The sequence below is a fragment of the Streptomyces sp. NPDC006384 genome (genome assembly GCF_042870695.1).
GTDB lineage: Bacteria > Actinomycetota > Actinomycetes > Streptomycetales > Streptomycetaceae > Streptomyces.
On sequence record NZ_JBIAHR010000004.1, the window covers coordinates 139,870 to 154,269 of the forward strand.

Below are 14,400 nucleotides of genomic sequence, written 5' to 3' on the forward strand. Positions count from 1 at the left end.
CCTGTCAGTTGTCGTCCTCATCGATCAGGAAGCCCCGCATCGGCGACGGCGCCTGTCCCATCGGGGACGGCCCTTGCGGCCGCACCGGAGCCATCGGCTGGGTCATCGCCGGCGACATCTGCTGCTGGCCGCCGTAGGACGGACCGGACTGACCCGGGCCGCTTCCCATCGACTGGTTGCCACCGTACGACGGGGCGCTCGCGCCGGCCGGAGCCATGGAAGGCGCCGGGGACGGCGGCAGCGAGGCCGTCGCGGGAGTACGCGGCGGGGCGAGCGAGTCGTCCGCCTGCGTCTCCAACTGCCGCAGCTGCGACTCCAGGTAGGACTTCAGCCGCGTCCGGTACTCGCGCTCGAAGCCGCGCAGGTCCTCGACCTTGCGCTCCAGCGTGGCGCGGGCGGACTCCAGGGAGCCCATCGCGACGCGGTGCTTCTCCTGCGCGTCCCGCTCCAGCGCGTCGGCCTTGGCACGGGCGTCCCGCTCCAGGCCCTCGGCACGCGAACGCGCCTCGCCGACGATCTTGTTGGCCTCGGAACGGGCCTCGGCGATCGCCTGGTCGGCGGTCTGCTGGGCCAGCGAGAGGACACGCGCGGCGCTGTCGCCGCCCGGGCCGCCCTGACCGGGCATGCCGTGACCACCGGGGCCGCCGGGACCCTGCGGACCGCCCATGGGGCCGCCCATCGGGCCGGGACCCATCTGCCCCTGCATCGGACCGGGGCCGCCCTGGCCCATCGGCCCCGGACCCTGGCCCATCGGGCCGGGACCCTGCGGACCGCCCTGACCGCCGGGGCCGGCGGGCAGCTGCGGTGCACCGCTCGGCAGCTGGGGCGGACCACCCATGGGGCCACCCATCTGCTGCTGCGGCGGGCCCGATATGCCGGCGGGCACCGGAGCGCCGGGACCTCGCATGCCCTGCTGCGGCATACCGCCCTGCTGGGGCGGATGCTGTCCGTGCTGCTGCTGGTCCTGCGGCTGTTCCGGGGGCTTGCGCATGTTCTGCTGGTTCTGCGCGGCCGCACGCGTCGCCGCGGCCAGCTTGGCGCGCAGGTCCTCGTTCTCGCGGAGCAGTCGGGTCAGTTCGGCTTCGACCTCGTCGAGGAAGGCATCGACCTCGTCCTCGTCATAGCCTTCACGGAGGCGGACGGTCGTGAACTGCTTGTTCCGCACGTCCTCAGGGGTCAACGGCATCTCTTCACCTCAACGTAGTCGTCGGCATTCGGCAAGCCCGTATCTCTCTCATCGCTCACAGCCGGCTCACGATCGAGATCAGGATGTAGACGATGATCATCAGTACGAAGAAGGACAGGTCGAGCGCCACGCCCCCGAGACGCAGCGGCGGAATGAACCGCCGCAGAAGCTTCAACGGTGGATCGGTGACAGTGTAGGTGGCCTCCAGAACGACCACCATCGCCTTGCCGGGTTGCCACGAGCGGGCGAACTGGAAGACGTAGTCCATGACCAACCGGAAGATGAGCACGATGAGGAAGCACATCAGCGCGATGTAGACGACATCCAGGACCACGCTCATGACCTGTGCTTCCCTCTCCCCTGAACCATCTCTCGGATCCGTCCTCGGATCCGCGCTCTTGCTCTAACCGGTCGTGCGTCTCAGCTCTGGTTGAAGAACCCGCCCTCTGCGATGCGGGCCTTGTCCTCCGCCGTGACATCGACGTTAGCAGGAGACAACAGGAACACCTTCTGCGTCACCCGCTCGATACTGCCGTGAAGACCAAACACCAAACCGGCCGCAAAGTCGACAAGTCGCTTCGCATCTGTGTCATCCATCTCAGTGAGATTCATGATCACCGGTGTGCCCTCACGGAAGTGTTCCCCGATGGTACGGGCCTCGTTGTAGGTCCGGGGGTGAAGTGTGGTGATCCGGTAGGGCTCTCGTTCGGAGACGACCTTGGGCATGATGACCGGTGCGCTCTTTTCCAGGCTTGCGCGTTCTTGTGTGATGGATGCCACGGGCGCGATGCGCGCCGGGCGGCCCGATTCCGCCGCGAGCGAAGTGGCGCGGGGCACCGGCTCGCGCTGCGCGGGCGGTTGGACGACTCGTACCTCTTCGTCCCTTTGGGGCTGATGTGAACCGTGCGACTGGTGTGCCGGTTCGTGCCGCCGGTGGTCCCGCTCGGGCTCCGGGTCCAGTTCGGGCTCGAAGTCGTCGTCGGGGTCGAACCCCCGGCCGTCGTACCCATCGTCCTCCACGAGGCCGAGGTAGACCGCCATCTTGCGCATCGCGCCGGCCATGCTCTGAGTCCTCCGCTCTGTGGTGGATCGGCTGACGACTGCCAAGTGCCCGCGATCCACTAGGTCGTTGCCTCCGCCTTTCGGCGGTAATGACCATATTTTCTGCTGTGGTCCGACTTCTTGGCGACGTTACCCGAGCCTGGGGCGGACTCCGAGTACCGCGCTGCCGACGCGCACATGTGTCGCCCCGGCCGCCACGGCCTGCTCGAGGTCCGCGCTCATCCCTGCGGACACCATGTTCGCAGCAGGATGCGCTCGGCGCAGGTGGGTCGACAAATCCATGAGACGCTCGAACGCCGCCTGTTGGCGTCCCGCGTATGCGCCGGTCAGCGGCGCCACGGTCATCAGACCGTCGAGCCGCAGTCCGTCCGATCCGGCGACGAGGTCGGCCAACTCTTCGATTCCCGCGGGTGCCACGCCGCCGCGCTCCCCGCGCGCGCTCTCCCCCGCGTCGAGCGCGACCTGGAGCAGGACGCCCACCTCGCGGCCGGCCCGCACCGCCTCCTTCGACAGCGCCGTGACGAGCCTGGCGCGGTCGACGGACTGCACGACGTCGGCGTAACCGACCACGGAGCGCACCTTGTTGGTCTGCAACTGCCCGACGAAATGCCAGGAAAGGGACAGATCCGAGCACGCGGCCGCCTTGGGCGCCGCGTCCTGGTCCCGGTTCTCGGCGACGTGCCGTACGCCGAGTTCCGAGAGAATGCGCACATCGTCGGCCGGGTAGGTCTTGGTGACCACGATCAGGGTCACCTCCTCCCGGCGGCGGCCCGCGGCCTCGCACGCGGCGGTGATGCGCTCTTCCACTTTCGCCAGATTCCCGGCGAGTTCTTCCTTACGGTCCGTCATGTCCCATCAGCCCAGCCAGACATAGCCCGCGAGCCGCCCGGTGGTGCGGTCGCGTCGGTACGAGAAGTGGTCCTTCGACTCCCGGGTGCACACCGGCGACTGCGCCCGGTCGCGCACCCCGAGCCGTTCGAGCTGCGCGTGCACGCCGGCGCCCACGTCGAGAGCCGGTGTGCCCCAGCTCGTGACGGCGTACGCCGCCGGCTCGGCGGCGGCCACCTCGGCACGCATGTCCTCGGGCACCTCGTAGCACCGGCCGCACACGGCGGGTCCGGTGCGGGCGGTGATCCGGGCGGGGTCGGCGCCGAGTTCCGTCATGGCCCGTACGGCGGCGGGGACGACCCCGGCGACCAGGCCGGGCCGGCCCGCGTGGGCCGCGGCGGCGACGCCTGCGACGGAATCGGCGAGCAGGACGGGTACGCAGTCGGCGGTGAGGACGGCGAGGGCGAGACCGCGTTCGGCGGTGACGATCGCGTCGACCCGCGGGACCGGCGCGTCCTCCCAGGGGCCGTCGACCACGGCGACGTCGGCGCCGTGGACCTGGTTCATCCAGACCACCCGGGCCGGGTCGACGCCCAGCGACCTCGCGGCCAGACCCCGGTTGGCCGTGACGGCGGCGGGGTCGTCGCCGACCGCGCCGCCGAGGTTGAGCTCCTCGTACGGAACGGCGCTCACTCCGCCCCACCGGTCGGTGAAGCCGAAGTGCGCGCCGTTCACGGTGTCGCGCTGTCCTATCACTTCAGGAAGTCCGGCACGTCCAGTTCCTCGGCCGCGCTGTCCGAGTAGGTCCGCGACGGCGGAACCGGCGGCGCGGGGACCGGCGGCAGGTCGCTGACCGGTTCCGGGGCCGGTGCCGGGGCCGGCTCCTCCTTCGGCTTGACGCTGCCGAGCGAGCCGAAGGTCGGGCGGCTCTCGGGCTGCCGGGCCGGGGCGGGCTCCTCGCGCTTGGCCGAGGCCGAGCCGATGACGTTGTCCCGCTTGGCCGGGGGCTGGCCCCCGTCGAAGCCGGCCGCGATGACGGTGACCCGCACCTCGTCGCCCAGCGCGTCGTCGATGACCGCGCCGAAGATGATGTTGGCCTCGGGGTGGGCGGCCTCGCTGACCAGCTGGGCGGCCTCGTTGATCTCGAACAGACCGAGGTCGGAGCCGCCGGAGATGGAGAGCAGGACGCCCCGGGCGCCGTCGATGGACGCCTCCAGCAGCGGCGAGGAGATCGCCATCTCGGCGGCGGCCACCGCGCGGTCGTCGCCGCGGGCCGAGCCGATGCCCATGAGGGCCGAACCAGCCTCGGACATGACCGACTTGACGTCGGCGAAGTCGAGGTTGATCAGTCCCGGGGTGGTGATGAGGTCGGTGATGCCCTGCACACCGGACAGCAGCACCTGGTCGGCGGACTTGAACGCGTCCAGCACGCTGACCTGGCGGTCCGAGATGGACAGCAGCCGGTCGTTGGGGATGACGATGAGGGTGTCGACCTCTTCGCGCAGCTCGGCGATGCCGTCCTCGGCCTGGTTGGCCCGGCGCCGTCCCTCGAAGGTGAACGGGCGGGTGACCACGCCGATGGTGAGGGCGCCGAGCGAGCGGGCGATGTTGGCCACGACGGGCGCGCCGCCGGTGCCGGTGCCGCCGCCCTCGCCGGCCGTCACGAAGACCATGTCGGCCCCCTTGAGGACCTCCTCGATCTCCTCGCGGTGGTCCTCGGCGGCCTTGCGGCCGACGGCCGGGTTGGCTCCGGCGCCGAGTCCGCGGGTGAGTTCGCGGCCGACGTCGAGCTTGACGTCGGCGTCGCTCATCAACAGCGCCTGCGCGTCGGTGTTGATGGCGATGAACTCGACGCCCTTGAGACCGACCTCGATCATCCGGTTGATGGCATTGACACCACCGCCGCCGACACCGATGACTTTGATGACTGCGAGGTAGTTCTGCGGTGCTGCCACGTCGAAGGCCTCTCGCCTCGAGTTACGTGTCGCCGGTCACGGAGCACTGCTGCCCCCGCGACCCGACGACTGATGCCGAATGGGACGGTCCGTAGCGCCGACCCGAACCCTAACGCTGAAGTTTAGGGTTACCAGTGTGTCCGTTCCTTGGAGTCTTCCGAACAGGACACTAAGTCGACACGTGGCGCGCGTTCAACGAACACGCCGAACCTCCCGTTTTTCTTTTCACCCTATGTGATCAGCCGTAGCGCTGCCCAACCAGGGTGCTGGCCTGCACGTATACCCGTCAACTCCCCGATGACGCCGGAGCGGTGGGAACACTTACGTCGAAGTTCCTCGCCCCGGGCGTCGCTTTCATCAGCGCGGTGAGCGAACGGGCCTTCGCCTCGCCCTGTTCGCCGCTCCCCCAGACGACGGTCCGGCCGCCGTCCAGCTCCAGCGAGATGTCGTCGTAGGAACGGACCTTGACCACGCGGGTACGGTGAGCGACCGCCTCCGGGACGTCGCCGGTGACGCGCACCGCCTCGCGCACCAGGCGGTCCTCGCCGAAGCGGCGCAGGCTCGCCGCGGCCGAACCGGAACGGGCGGGCTCCAGTTCCAGTACGGGGACGCCCTTCGGGGCCTTGGGAATCGTGGCGAACCGGACGCCCTCGTCGTCCACTTCCACGAACTTCCCGTCCTTGCGGGCCACCAGGACCGCGGTGCGCTCCGTCACCTTCAGTCCGATCCCGTCCGGCCAGGAACGCACGACGTCGACCTCGTCGACACGGGGCAGTTCCCGGCCGAGCCGCGCCGCGACCGCCTCCGTGTCGACGGAGACCAGCGGGTCCCCGACCGGCACGTCCGCCGCCTCCCGGACCTGGGCCGGGGTCAGGACACGCGTGCCGGAGACCGAAACGCGTTCGACACGGAGCCAGTTCGATCCGTACAGCACCCACAGGGTGCCGCCGCAGAGGAGGACGAGGGCAATGACCAGGATGATGATCGTACGGAGCCGGGGCGGTCTGAACCGTCCCGCGCGGGGCGGGCCGGACGACTTCTGCCGGCGTTCACCGCGTTCGGCGGTGGTCGCTCCGGCCACGCGCACTCCTTTCCCCGGGCCCGGTTCACCTGCGGGGCGCCCCCGGCCGGTACCGGGAGGCGGCAGCGCTCAGCCCTTCGGCCTTCGCGAACCCGGTCTCCCGGTACCGGCGCGTCCCTTCGGCTCACGCGCCGATGTCTCAGTGTTGCCGACGGGCGGCGATCGCCTCGTACACCATGCCGACGAGGAGGTCGTCGGCGTCCCGACGGCCGAACTCGGCGGCGGCGCGGGACATCTCGTACAGCCGGTGCGGGTCGGCGAGCACGGGCAGGACGTTGTTCTGCACCCACTCGGGCGTCAGTTCCGCGTCGTCGACCAGCAGGCCGCCGCCGGCCTTCACCACCGGCTGGGCGTTGAGCCGCTGTTCGCCGTTGCCGATGGGCAGCGGGACGTAGGCGGCCGGGAGTCCGACGGCGGAGAGCTCGGCGACGGTCATCGCGCCGGCGCGGCAGAGCATCATGTCGGCCGCGGCGTACGCGAGGTCCATCCGGTCCAGATAACTCACCGGGATGTACGGGGGCATTCCCGGCATCTGGTGGACCTGCGGCAGCTCGTTCTTCGGACCGACCGCGTGCAGGATCTGGATACCCGCCTGCTGCAGCCACGGAGCGACCTGCTGGACCACCTCGTTGAGGCGCCGGGCGCCCTGCGAGCCGCCGGTGACCAGCAGCGTCGGCAGGTTGGGGTCGAGACCGAACGCCGCACGGGCCTCGGGGCGCACGGCGGCGCGGTCGAGGGTGGCGATGGAGCGGCGCAGCGGGATGCCGATGTAACGGGCGTTGCGCAGCTTGCTGTCGGGGGTGGAGACGGCGACCTGGGCGGCGTAGCGCGAGCCGATCTTGTTGGCCAGGCCGGGACGGGCGTTGGCCTCGTGGATGACGATCGGCACGCCGAGCCGCTTGGCCGCGAGGTAGCCGGGCAGCGCGACGTAACCGCCGAAGCCCACCACGCAGTCCGCCTTGGTGCGTTCCAGGATCTGCTCGGCCGCCTTGATGGTGCCGCGCAGCCGGCCCGGGACGGTGATCAGCTCGGGCGTGGGCTTGCGCGGCAGCGGTACGGCCGGGATCAGCGCCAGTTCGTACCCGCGCTCGGGTACGAGGCGGGTCTCGAGGCCGCGTTCCGTGCCGAGGGCCGTGATGCCCACGGTCGGATCCTGCCTGCGCAGGGCGTCCGCGAGGGCGAGCGCGGGCTCGATGTGGCCCGCGGTTCCTCCGCCGGCGAGTACGACATGCACCGAAATTCACCGCTCTCCGGACGAACGCGCCGCCGAGGCGCGCCGTCGCATCGTGTTCCGACTCCGGGGGGTCCGTCTGGCCCCGGAGCCCCCGGTTCCCCCCGTTCCCCGCTTTCTACCAAAGCGAGGTTGCCGCAGCGCAAGCGCCGCCCGCGCACCGGGCTCGTCGCGCGCGAAGGCGATGAGCAGGCCGATGGCGAACATGGTCGGCAGCAGGGCGGATCCCCCGTAGGAGAACAGCGGGAGGGGGACACCGGCGATCGGCAGCAGTCCGAGGACCGCACCGATGTTGATCACGGCCTGGGCCGTGATCCAGGTGGTCACGCCTCCCGCGGCATACCTGACGAAGGGGTCCTCCGTGCGTCCGGCCACGCGGATACCCGCATAGCCTAGAGCCGCGAACAGGGCGAGTACCGACAGCGTGCCCGCCAGGCCCAGTTCCTCACCGGTGACGGCGAAGATGAAGTCCGTGTGCGCTTCGGGGAGTTCGCCCCATTTCTCCACACTGGCGCCGACGCCGGATCCGAACAGTCCGCCCGAGGCCAGGGCGTAGATGCCGTGCACGGCCTGCCAGCAGGAGTCGCCGGGGCCGGGGTCGGTGGCGCCGAGGCAGTTCAGCCGGGCCATGCGGTTGGGACTGGTCTTGATGAGGATCACACCGAGGAGGGCGGCGATCGAGAGCACCCCGGCGAACAGCCGGGTGGGGGCGCCGGCCAGCCACAGCAGGCCGAACAGGATCGCCGTGAGGATGATCGCCGTGCCCATGTCGCCGCCGATCATGATCAGCCCGAGCAGCATGAAGGCGGCCGGCACCAGGGGAACGAGCATGTGCTTCCACTGGGCCAGCAGCTTCTTGTCCTGCTTGCGCGCGAGCAGGTCGGCGCCCCACAGCACGAGGGCGAGCTTGCCGAACTCGCTGGGCTGGATCTGGAAGGAGCCGCCGAGGGAGATCCAGTTCTGGTTGCCGTTGACCGACATCCCCACCCCCGGCACCTGCACGAGGATCATCAGGCAGACGGCGCCGGCGAGGATCGGGTAGGCCAGCGCCCGGTGCAGTTTCACCGGCATCCGCATGGCGGCCGCCAGCAGTCCGGCGCCGATCAGGGCGGCCAGGAACTGCTTGCGGAAGAAGTAGGAGCCGGGCAGGGAGAGTTGGAGCGCGGTGATCTGGGAGGCCGAGTAGACCATCAGCAGGCCGAGCACGATGATCAGCGCGCTGCCGCCGGAGATCAGGTAGTAGGCGGTCAGCGGCCGGTCCCAGGCGCGGCGCAGGCGCCGGTAGAGGCGCAGGGCCGGGTTCTCGTGCGGCGGCCCCGGCGGGGCCGTCCGCTTGACGGGCCGCTGCACGGGCGGACGTCCGGTGCGGCTACCGGGCATCGCGGCCTCCGCTGTTCGTCGGCCTGGACCGTCCCACGCGTCCCTCCCGAGATCACCCGGCGCAGGAGCGGCCGGGTCAGGCGCCGAGTTCGCGAACGGCTTCCGCGAACGCGTCACCGCGCTTGTTGTAGTTGGTGAACATGTCCATGGAGGCGCAGGCCGGGGCGAGCAGCACCGTGTCGCCGGGCCGGGCGAGCCGCCGGGCCTCCTGGACCGCCTGGAGCATCGCCCCAGTGTCGGTCCGCTCGAGGTCGACCACGGGTACTTCCGGGGCGTGTCGCGCCAGGGCTTCGCGGATCAGGGCGCGGTCGGCGCCGATGAGGACGACGCCGCGCAGCCGCTTCGCCGCCCCGGCGACCAGTTCGTCGAAGGTCGCGCCCTTGGCCAGTCCGCCCGCGATCCACACGATCGACTCGTACGCCGCCAACGAGGCCTCGGCGGCATGGGTGTTGGTGGCCTTGGAGTCGTCGACGTAGGAGACCCCGTCCACGTCGGCGACGTGCGCGATGCGGTGGGCGTCGGGCGTGAAGGCCCGCAGCCCGTCGCGGACGGCGGAGGCGGGGACGCCGAAGGCGCGGGCGAGGGCCGCCGCGGCAAGGGCGTTGGCGATGTTGTGCGGGGCCGGCGGGTTCACGTCGGAGACCTCGGCGAGCTCCTGGGCGTTCTTCTGCCGGTTCTCCACGAAGGCGCGGTCGACCAGGATGCCTTCCACGACGCCGAGTTGGGAGGGACCGGGGGTGCCCAGGGTGAAGCCGATCGCCCGGCAGCCCTCCTCGACGTCGGCCGCGCGGACGAGGTCCTCGGTGGCCTTGTCGGCGACGTTGTAGACGCAGGCGACGCGATTGCCCTCGTAGATACGGCCCTTGTCGGCGGCGTACGCCTCCATGGAGCCGTGCCAGTCGAGGTGGTCGGGGGCGAGGTTGAGGACGGCCGCCGAGTGGGCGCGCAGGGAGGGCGCCCAGTGGAGCTGGTAGCTGGACAGCTCCACGGCGAGGACGTCGTACTCCTCCTCGCCGGTGACCGCGTCCAGCAGCGAGACGCCGATGTTGCCGACGGCGGCCGTGCGCAGGCCGGCGGCCTTCAGGATGGACGCCAGCATCTGGACGGTGGTCGTCTTGCCGTTGGTGCCGGTGACGGCCAGCCAGGGCGCGGCGTCCGGGCCGCGCAGGCGCCAGGCCAGCTCGACGTCGCCCCAGACGGGGACGCCCGCCCGCGCCGCCGCCGTGAACAGCGGCTTGTCCGGCTTCCAGCCGGGTGCGGTGACGATCAGCTCGGTGCCTTCGGGGAGGGAGTCCCCGTCGCCGAGGCGCACGGTGACGCCGAGCGCCTCCAGCTCGGCCGCCTGCGTCCGCGCGCGTTCGTCGTCGCCGTCGTTGACGACGGTGACGTGCGCGCCGAGGCCGTTGAGGACCTTGGCCGCCGGGACGCCGGAGACGCCCAGTCCGGCGACGGTGACGTGCTTGCCCGTGAATTCCGAAGACACCGAGGAGGTCACTTGTCCGCTGCCCATCCCGCGTAGAAGAGGCCGAGTCCGACGATCACGCAGATGCCCTGGATGATCCAGAAGCGGACCACGACAAGGACCTCGGACCAGCCTTTGAGTTCGAAGTGGTGCTGGAGCGGCGCCATCCGGAAGACGCGCTTGCCGGTCATGCGGAAGGAGCCGACCTGGATGACCACCGACATGGTGATCAGGACGAACAGGCCGCCGAGGATGGCCAGCAGCAGCTCGGTGCGCGAGCAGATCGCCAGACCCGCGAGCACACCGCCGAGCGCGAGCGAACCGGTGTCGCCCATGAAGATCTTGGCCGGCGAGGTGTTCCACCACAGGAAGCCGAGGCAGGACCCCATCAGCGCGGAGGCGACCACCGCCAGGTCGAGCGGGTCGCGCACCTCGTAGCAGGCGCCCGGGTTGGTCAGGGTCAGCGCGTTGGCGCAGGACTCCTGGAACTGCCAGACGCCGATGAAGGTGTAGGCGCCGAAGACCAGGACGGAGGCGCCGGTGGCCAGGCCGTCGAGGCCGTCGGTGAGGTTCACGCCGTTCGACATGGCGAGGATCATGAACAGCGCCCAGACCACGAACAGCACCGGGCCGATGGTCCAGCCGAAGTCGGTGATGAACGACAGCTTGGTGGAGGCCGGGGTGTTGCCGCGGTTGTCCGCGAACTGCAGCGCGAGCACCGCGAAGGCGATGCCGACGATGAGCTGACCGGCCATCTTCGCCTTGGCCCGCAGACCCAGCGAACGCCGCTTGACGATCTTGATGTAGTCGTCGAGGAAGCCGACCAGGCCCATGCCGACCATGAGGCCCAGCACCAGCAGGCCCGAGAAGGTCGGCCCCGCGTCGGCCTCCTCGTCCAGGTAGCCGGTGATCATCTTGGCCAGGAAGTAGGCGATGACCGTCGCCAGGATGAAGGCGATGCCGCCCATGGTCGGCGTACCGCGCTTGCTGGCGTGCTCGCGCGGGCCGTCGTCGCGGATGTACTGGCCGTACCCCTTGCGGGCCAGCAGCTTGATCAGCAGCGGGGTGCCGACCAAGGTCAGGAAGAGGCCGATGACTCCCGCGAACAGGATCTGCTTCATCATCGGGCGGCGACCTCACCCTCGGCGCCGGTCTCGAGCAGCGCCGCGGCGACCGCCTCCAGACCCACCGAACGGGACGCCTTCACGAGTACGACGTCCCCCGGGCGCAACTCGCTGCGCAACAGGTCGATAGCCGCCTGTGCGTCGGACACGTGCACCGACTCCTCACCCCACGAACCCTCGTTGTATGCGCCCAGTTGCAGCCATCGGGCTTCCCTGCCCCCGACCGCGACGAGCTTGCCGACATTGAGCCGGACGGCGAGCCGTCCGACCGCGTCGTGCTCGGCGAGCGCCTCGTCCCCGAGCTCGGCCATCTTGCCGAGCACCGCCCACGTGCGGCGCCCCTTGCCCATGGCGGCCAGTGCGCGCAGCGCGGCCTTCATGGACTCGGGGTTCGCGTTGTAGGCGTCGTTGACGACCGTCACGCCGTCCGGGCGCTCGGTGACCTCCATCCGCCAGCGGGAGAGGGAGCCCGCCTCGGAGAGCGCGGTGGCGATCTCGTCTGCGGACATGCCCAACTCGTGGGCGACGGCGGCCGCGGCGAGCGCGTTCGACACGTGATGCTCACCGTACAGGCGCATGGTCACATCACTTGCACCGGAGGGTGTGTGAAGCCTGAAGGAGGGCTGTCCGCTGTCCGTGAGTCGCACGTTCTCGGCGGACACGTCCGCTTCGTCGGACTCCCCGAAAAAGATCACCTTCGCCTTCGTACGGGAGGACATGGCGCGGACGTAGGGGTCGTCCGCGTTGAGGATCGCGACGCCGCCCTCCTCGGCCGGCGGGAGCGCCTCGACGAGTTCGCCCTTGGCCTGGGCGATCTGCTCCCGGCCGCCGAACTCGCCGATGTGGGCGGAGCCGACGTTGAGGACGAGGCCGATCCTCGGCGGGGTGAGTTCGGTGAGGTACCGGATGTGGCCGATGCCGCGGGCGCCCATCTCCAGCACGAGGTACCTGGTGTCCTCGGTGGCGGTCAGGGCGGTGAGCGGCAGCCCGATCTCGTTGTTGTGCGAGCCCGGGGTGAACACCGTCGGCGCCTTGCGCCGCAGGACCTGGGCGATGAGGTCCTTGGTGCTGGTCTTGCCGGCGGAGCCGGTGAGGCCGACGAGGGTGGCGCCGAGGCGGCGTACGACGTGGCGGGCGAGGGCGCCGAGGGCGGCCTGGACGTCGTCCACGACGATCGCGGGCACGCCGACGGGGCGGGAGCCGAGCACGGCCACCGCTCCCGTCCCGACGACCGCCTGTGCGAAGTCGTGGCCGTCGACGCGCTCGCCGACGAAGGCGACGAAGAGGCTGCCGGGCCCGGCCTCCCGGGAGTCCCGGACCACCGGTCCGGTGACCTGGACGGACGCGTCCGGTATGTCGTGCATCTGCCCGCCGACGACTTCTGCGATCTCGGCGAGGGAGAGGGCGATCACAAGTTCATCCCCTGGTTCTTCAGGATCTTCATCCCTGGGTCTTCCGGATGGCTTCGCGAAGCACCTGGCGGTCGTCGAAGGGGCGGACCACTCCGGCGATGTCCTGGCCCTGCTCGTGGCCCTTGCCCGCCACCAGCACGGTGTCGCCGGGCTCGGCCCGGGCGACGGCGGCGGCGATCGCGGCGGCCCGGTCCTCGAAGACCTGGACCTCGCCGCGCTCGTGCGCGGGCACGGACGCCGCGCCCCGGAGCATGGTGGCGAGGATGGCCAGGGGGTCCTCGGAGCGGGGGTTGTCGGAGGTCAGCACCGCCGTGTCGGCGAAGCGGGCCACGGCGGCGCCCATCGGCTCGCGCTTGGTGGTGTCCCGGTCGCCGCCGCAGCCGAGCACGGCGTGCAGCCTGCCCTCGGTCACCTTGCGCAGGGCCCGCAGGACGGACTCGACCGCGTCGGTCTTGTGGGCGTAGTCGACCACCGCGAGGTAGGGCTGGCCCTCGTCCACGCGCTCCAGCCGGCCCGGCACGCCCGGCACGGCGGCGACGCCGTCGGCGGCGGTCTGCGGGTCGAGGCCCGCGGCGGCCAGGGCGACGATCGCGGCGAGGGTGTTGGCCACGTTGAAGGGTCCGGCCAGCGGCGACCTGGCGGCGATCCGCTCGCCCTTGGGGCCGACCGCGGTGAACGTGGAGTCCATCGGGCCGACCCGGACGTCCTCGGCGCGCCAGTCGGCGTCGGGGTGGCCCTCGGCGGAGTAGGTGACGACGGGGACCGTGGCCTCGTTCGCGAGCCGGCGGCCGTACTCGTCGTCGGTGTTGACCACCCCCAGCTTGCTGCGCAGCGGCGTGAACAGCTGCGCCTTGGCCTGGAAGTAGTCCTCCATGCCGGAGTGGAACTCCATGTGCTCCGGGCTGAGGTTGGTGAACACCGCGACGTCGAAGACGCAGGCGTCCACCCGGCCGAGCACCAGGGCGTGGCTGGAGACCTCCATGGCGACGGCCTCGGTGCCGCGCTCGCGCATGACCGCGAACAGGGCCTGGAGGTCGGTGGCCTCGGGCGTGGTGCGCTCGGACTTGATGCGCTCGTCGCCGATGCGCATCTCGACCGTGCCGATGAGACCGGTGGTCCGCGCGGTGCGCAGGCCGCCCTCGACGAGGTAGGCGGTGGTGGTCTTGCCGGAGGTGCCGGTGATGCCGATCTGGAGGAGATCGCGGCCGGGGTGGCCGTAGATCGTGGCCGCCAGTTCGCCCATCCGCGCGCGCGGGTCGTCGACGACGAGCGCCGGCAGCCCGGCGGCGGCGACGCGCTCCGCGCCGGCCGGGTCGGTCAGCACGGCGACGGCGCCGAGGCCGGCGGCCTGGGTGACGAAGTCGGCGCCGTGGGCGCGGGCTCCGGGGAGGGCGGCGTACAGGTCACCGGGGCGGACGGCGCGGGAGTCGTGGGTGATGCCCGTGACCCCGGCGGTGCTGTCCGGCGCGGTGACACCCAGCTGATCGGCGAGTTCCGCGAGAGGTGTGGCGGAGACCTGCACCGGCCGGGGCGGTCCCGGATATGTCACGGGGTGGCCCTTCTGGGTGGATTGGGACTGATCGGCGTGTGGCACGGCGGTGAGCGTACCGGGCGTACCCGCGTCCGGGCCAAAGGAGGTCCCGTGCGCAGCACCGTCCGCCGGGTTCGGCGTCGGACGG

The 14,400-nt window shown here is 71.0% G+C and carries 13 protein-coding genes; all 13 read right to left on the minus strand.

Translation table 11 applies throughout. The features are described from left to right. Positions 1-4 precede the first annotated feature (4 nt). On the minus strand, positions 5-1,186 hold the full coding sequence (gene divIVA, locus ACFYOJ_RS06625) for an apical growth/hyphal branching protein DivIVA (RefSeq protein ID WP_356552101.1): 1,182 nt from the start codon (positions 1,184-1,186) through the stop codon (positions 5-7). Positions 1,187-1,241: 55 nt separating this feature from the next. Continuing rightward, a complete protein-coding gene (locus ACFYOJ_RS06630; RefSeq protein WP_007448661.1) occupies positions 1,242-1,526 on the minus strand; it encodes a YggT family protein in 285 nt (94 codons plus the stop codon). A gap of 80 nt (positions 1,527-1,606) precedes the next feature. Then, a complete protein-coding gene (locus ACFYOJ_RS06635) occupies positions 1,607-2,248 on the minus strand; it encodes a cell division protein SepF (RefSeq protein WP_356552103.1) in 642 nt (213 codons plus the stop codon). 129 nt (positions 2,249-2,377) lie between these two features. Next, entirely contained in the window at positions 2,378-3,097 is a 720-nt protein-coding gene (locus tag ACFYOJ_RS06640) for a YggS family pyridoxal phosphate-dependent enzyme (RefSeq protein WP_356552105.1), read from the minus strand. 6 nt (positions 3,098-3,103) lie between these two features. Continuing rightward, positions 3,104-3,832 (minus strand): peptidoglycan editing factor PgeF, encoded by a 729-nt coding sequence (gene pgeF / locus ACFYOJ_RS06645; RefSeq protein WP_356552107.1) that lies wholly within the window; start codon positions 3,830-3,832, stop codon positions 3,104-3,106. Next, positions 3,829-5,031: a cell division protein FtsZ gene (gene ftsZ, locus ACFYOJ_RS06650; protein ID WP_356552109.1), complete on the minus strand. Its 1,203-nt coding sequence runs from the start codon at positions 5,029-5,031 to the stop codon at positions 3,829-3,831. The genes pgeF and ftsZ overlap by 4 nt, the downstream gene beginning before the upstream one ends. A 286-nt stretch (positions 5,032-5,317) precedes the next feature. Next, positions 5,318-6,112 (minus strand): cell division protein FtsQ, encoded by a 795-nt coding sequence (gene ftsQ, locus ACFYOJ_RS06655; protein ID WP_356552111.1) that lies wholly within the window; start codon positions 6,110-6,112, stop codon positions 5,318-5,320. 139 nt (positions 6,113-6,251) lie between these two features. After that, entirely contained in the window at positions 6,252-7,346 is a 1,095-nt protein-coding gene (gene murG / locus ACFYOJ_RS06660; protein ID WP_356552112.1) for an undecaprenyldiphospho-muramoylpentapeptide beta-N-acetylglucosaminyltransferase, read from the minus strand. 6 nt (positions 7,347-7,352) lie between these two features. After that, positions 7,353-8,723 (minus strand): putative lipid II flippase FtsW, encoded by a 1,371-nt coding sequence (ftsW, locus tag ACFYOJ_RS06665; protein ID WP_356552114.1) that lies wholly within the window; start codon positions 8,721-8,723, stop codon positions 7,353-7,355. Positions 8,724-8,799: 76 nt separating this feature from the next. Beyond that, on the minus strand, positions 8,800-10,206 hold the full coding sequence (gene murD / locus ACFYOJ_RS06670) for a UDP-N-acetylmuramoyl-L-alanine--D-glutamate ligase (RefSeq protein ID WP_356552116.1): 1,407 nt from the start codon (positions 10,204-10,206) through the stop codon (positions 8,800-8,802). An 8-nt stretch (positions 10,207-10,214) separates the two neighbouring features. Continuing rightward, complete coding sequence (mraY, locus tag ACFYOJ_RS06675) at positions 10,215-11,306, minus strand: phospho-N-acetylmuramoyl-pentapeptide-transferase (RefSeq protein ID WP_356552227.1); 1,092 nt, start codon at positions 11,304-11,306, stop codon at positions 10,215-10,217. After that, a complete protein-coding gene (gene murF / locus ACFYOJ_RS06680; protein WP_356552118.1) occupies positions 11,306-12,721 on the minus strand; it encodes a UDP-N-acetylmuramoyl-tripeptide--D-alanyl-D-alanine ligase in 1,416 nt (471 codons plus the stop codon). The genes mraY and murF overlap by 1 nt, the downstream gene beginning before the upstream one ends. 28 nt (positions 12,722-12,749) lie before the next feature. Then, positions 12,750-14,270, minus strand: a complete 1,521-nt coding sequence (locus ACFYOJ_RS06685; protein WP_356552228.1) for a UDP-N-acetylmuramoyl-L-alanyl-D-glutamate--2,6-diaminopimelate ligase — start codon at positions 14,268-14,270, stop codon at positions 12,750-12,752. Between the last annotated feature and the right edge of the window lie 130 nt (positions 14,271-14,400).

What these genes read in the sequence shown, in the direction of transcription:
- divIVA (WP_356552101.1), bottom strand. Translation starts at nt 1,186, where the DNA reads ATGCCGTTGACCCCTGAGGACGTGCGGAACAAGCAGTTCACGACCGTC.
- ACFYOJ_RS06630 (WP_007448661.1), bottom strand. Translation starts at nt 1,526, where the DNA reads ATGAGCGTGGTCCTGGATGTCGTCTACATCGCGCTGATGTGCTTCCTC.
- ACFYOJ_RS06635 (WP_356552103.1), bottom strand. Translation starts at nt 2,248, where the DNA reads ATGGCCGGCGCGATGCGCAAGATGGCGGTCTACCTCGGCCTCGTGGAG.
- ACFYOJ_RS06640 (WP_356552105.1), bottom strand. Translation starts at nt 3,097, where the DNA reads ATGACGGACCGTAAGGAAGAACTCGCCGGGAATCTGGCGAAAGTGGAA.
- ftsW (WP_356552114.1), bottom strand. Translation starts at nt 8,723, where the DNA reads ATGCCCGGTAGCCGCACCGGACGTCCGCCCGTGCAGCGGCCCGTCAAG.
- mraY (WP_356552227.1), bottom strand. Translation starts at nt 11,306, where the DNA reads ATGAAGCAGATCCTGTTCGCGGGAGTCATCGGCCTCTTCCTGACCTTG.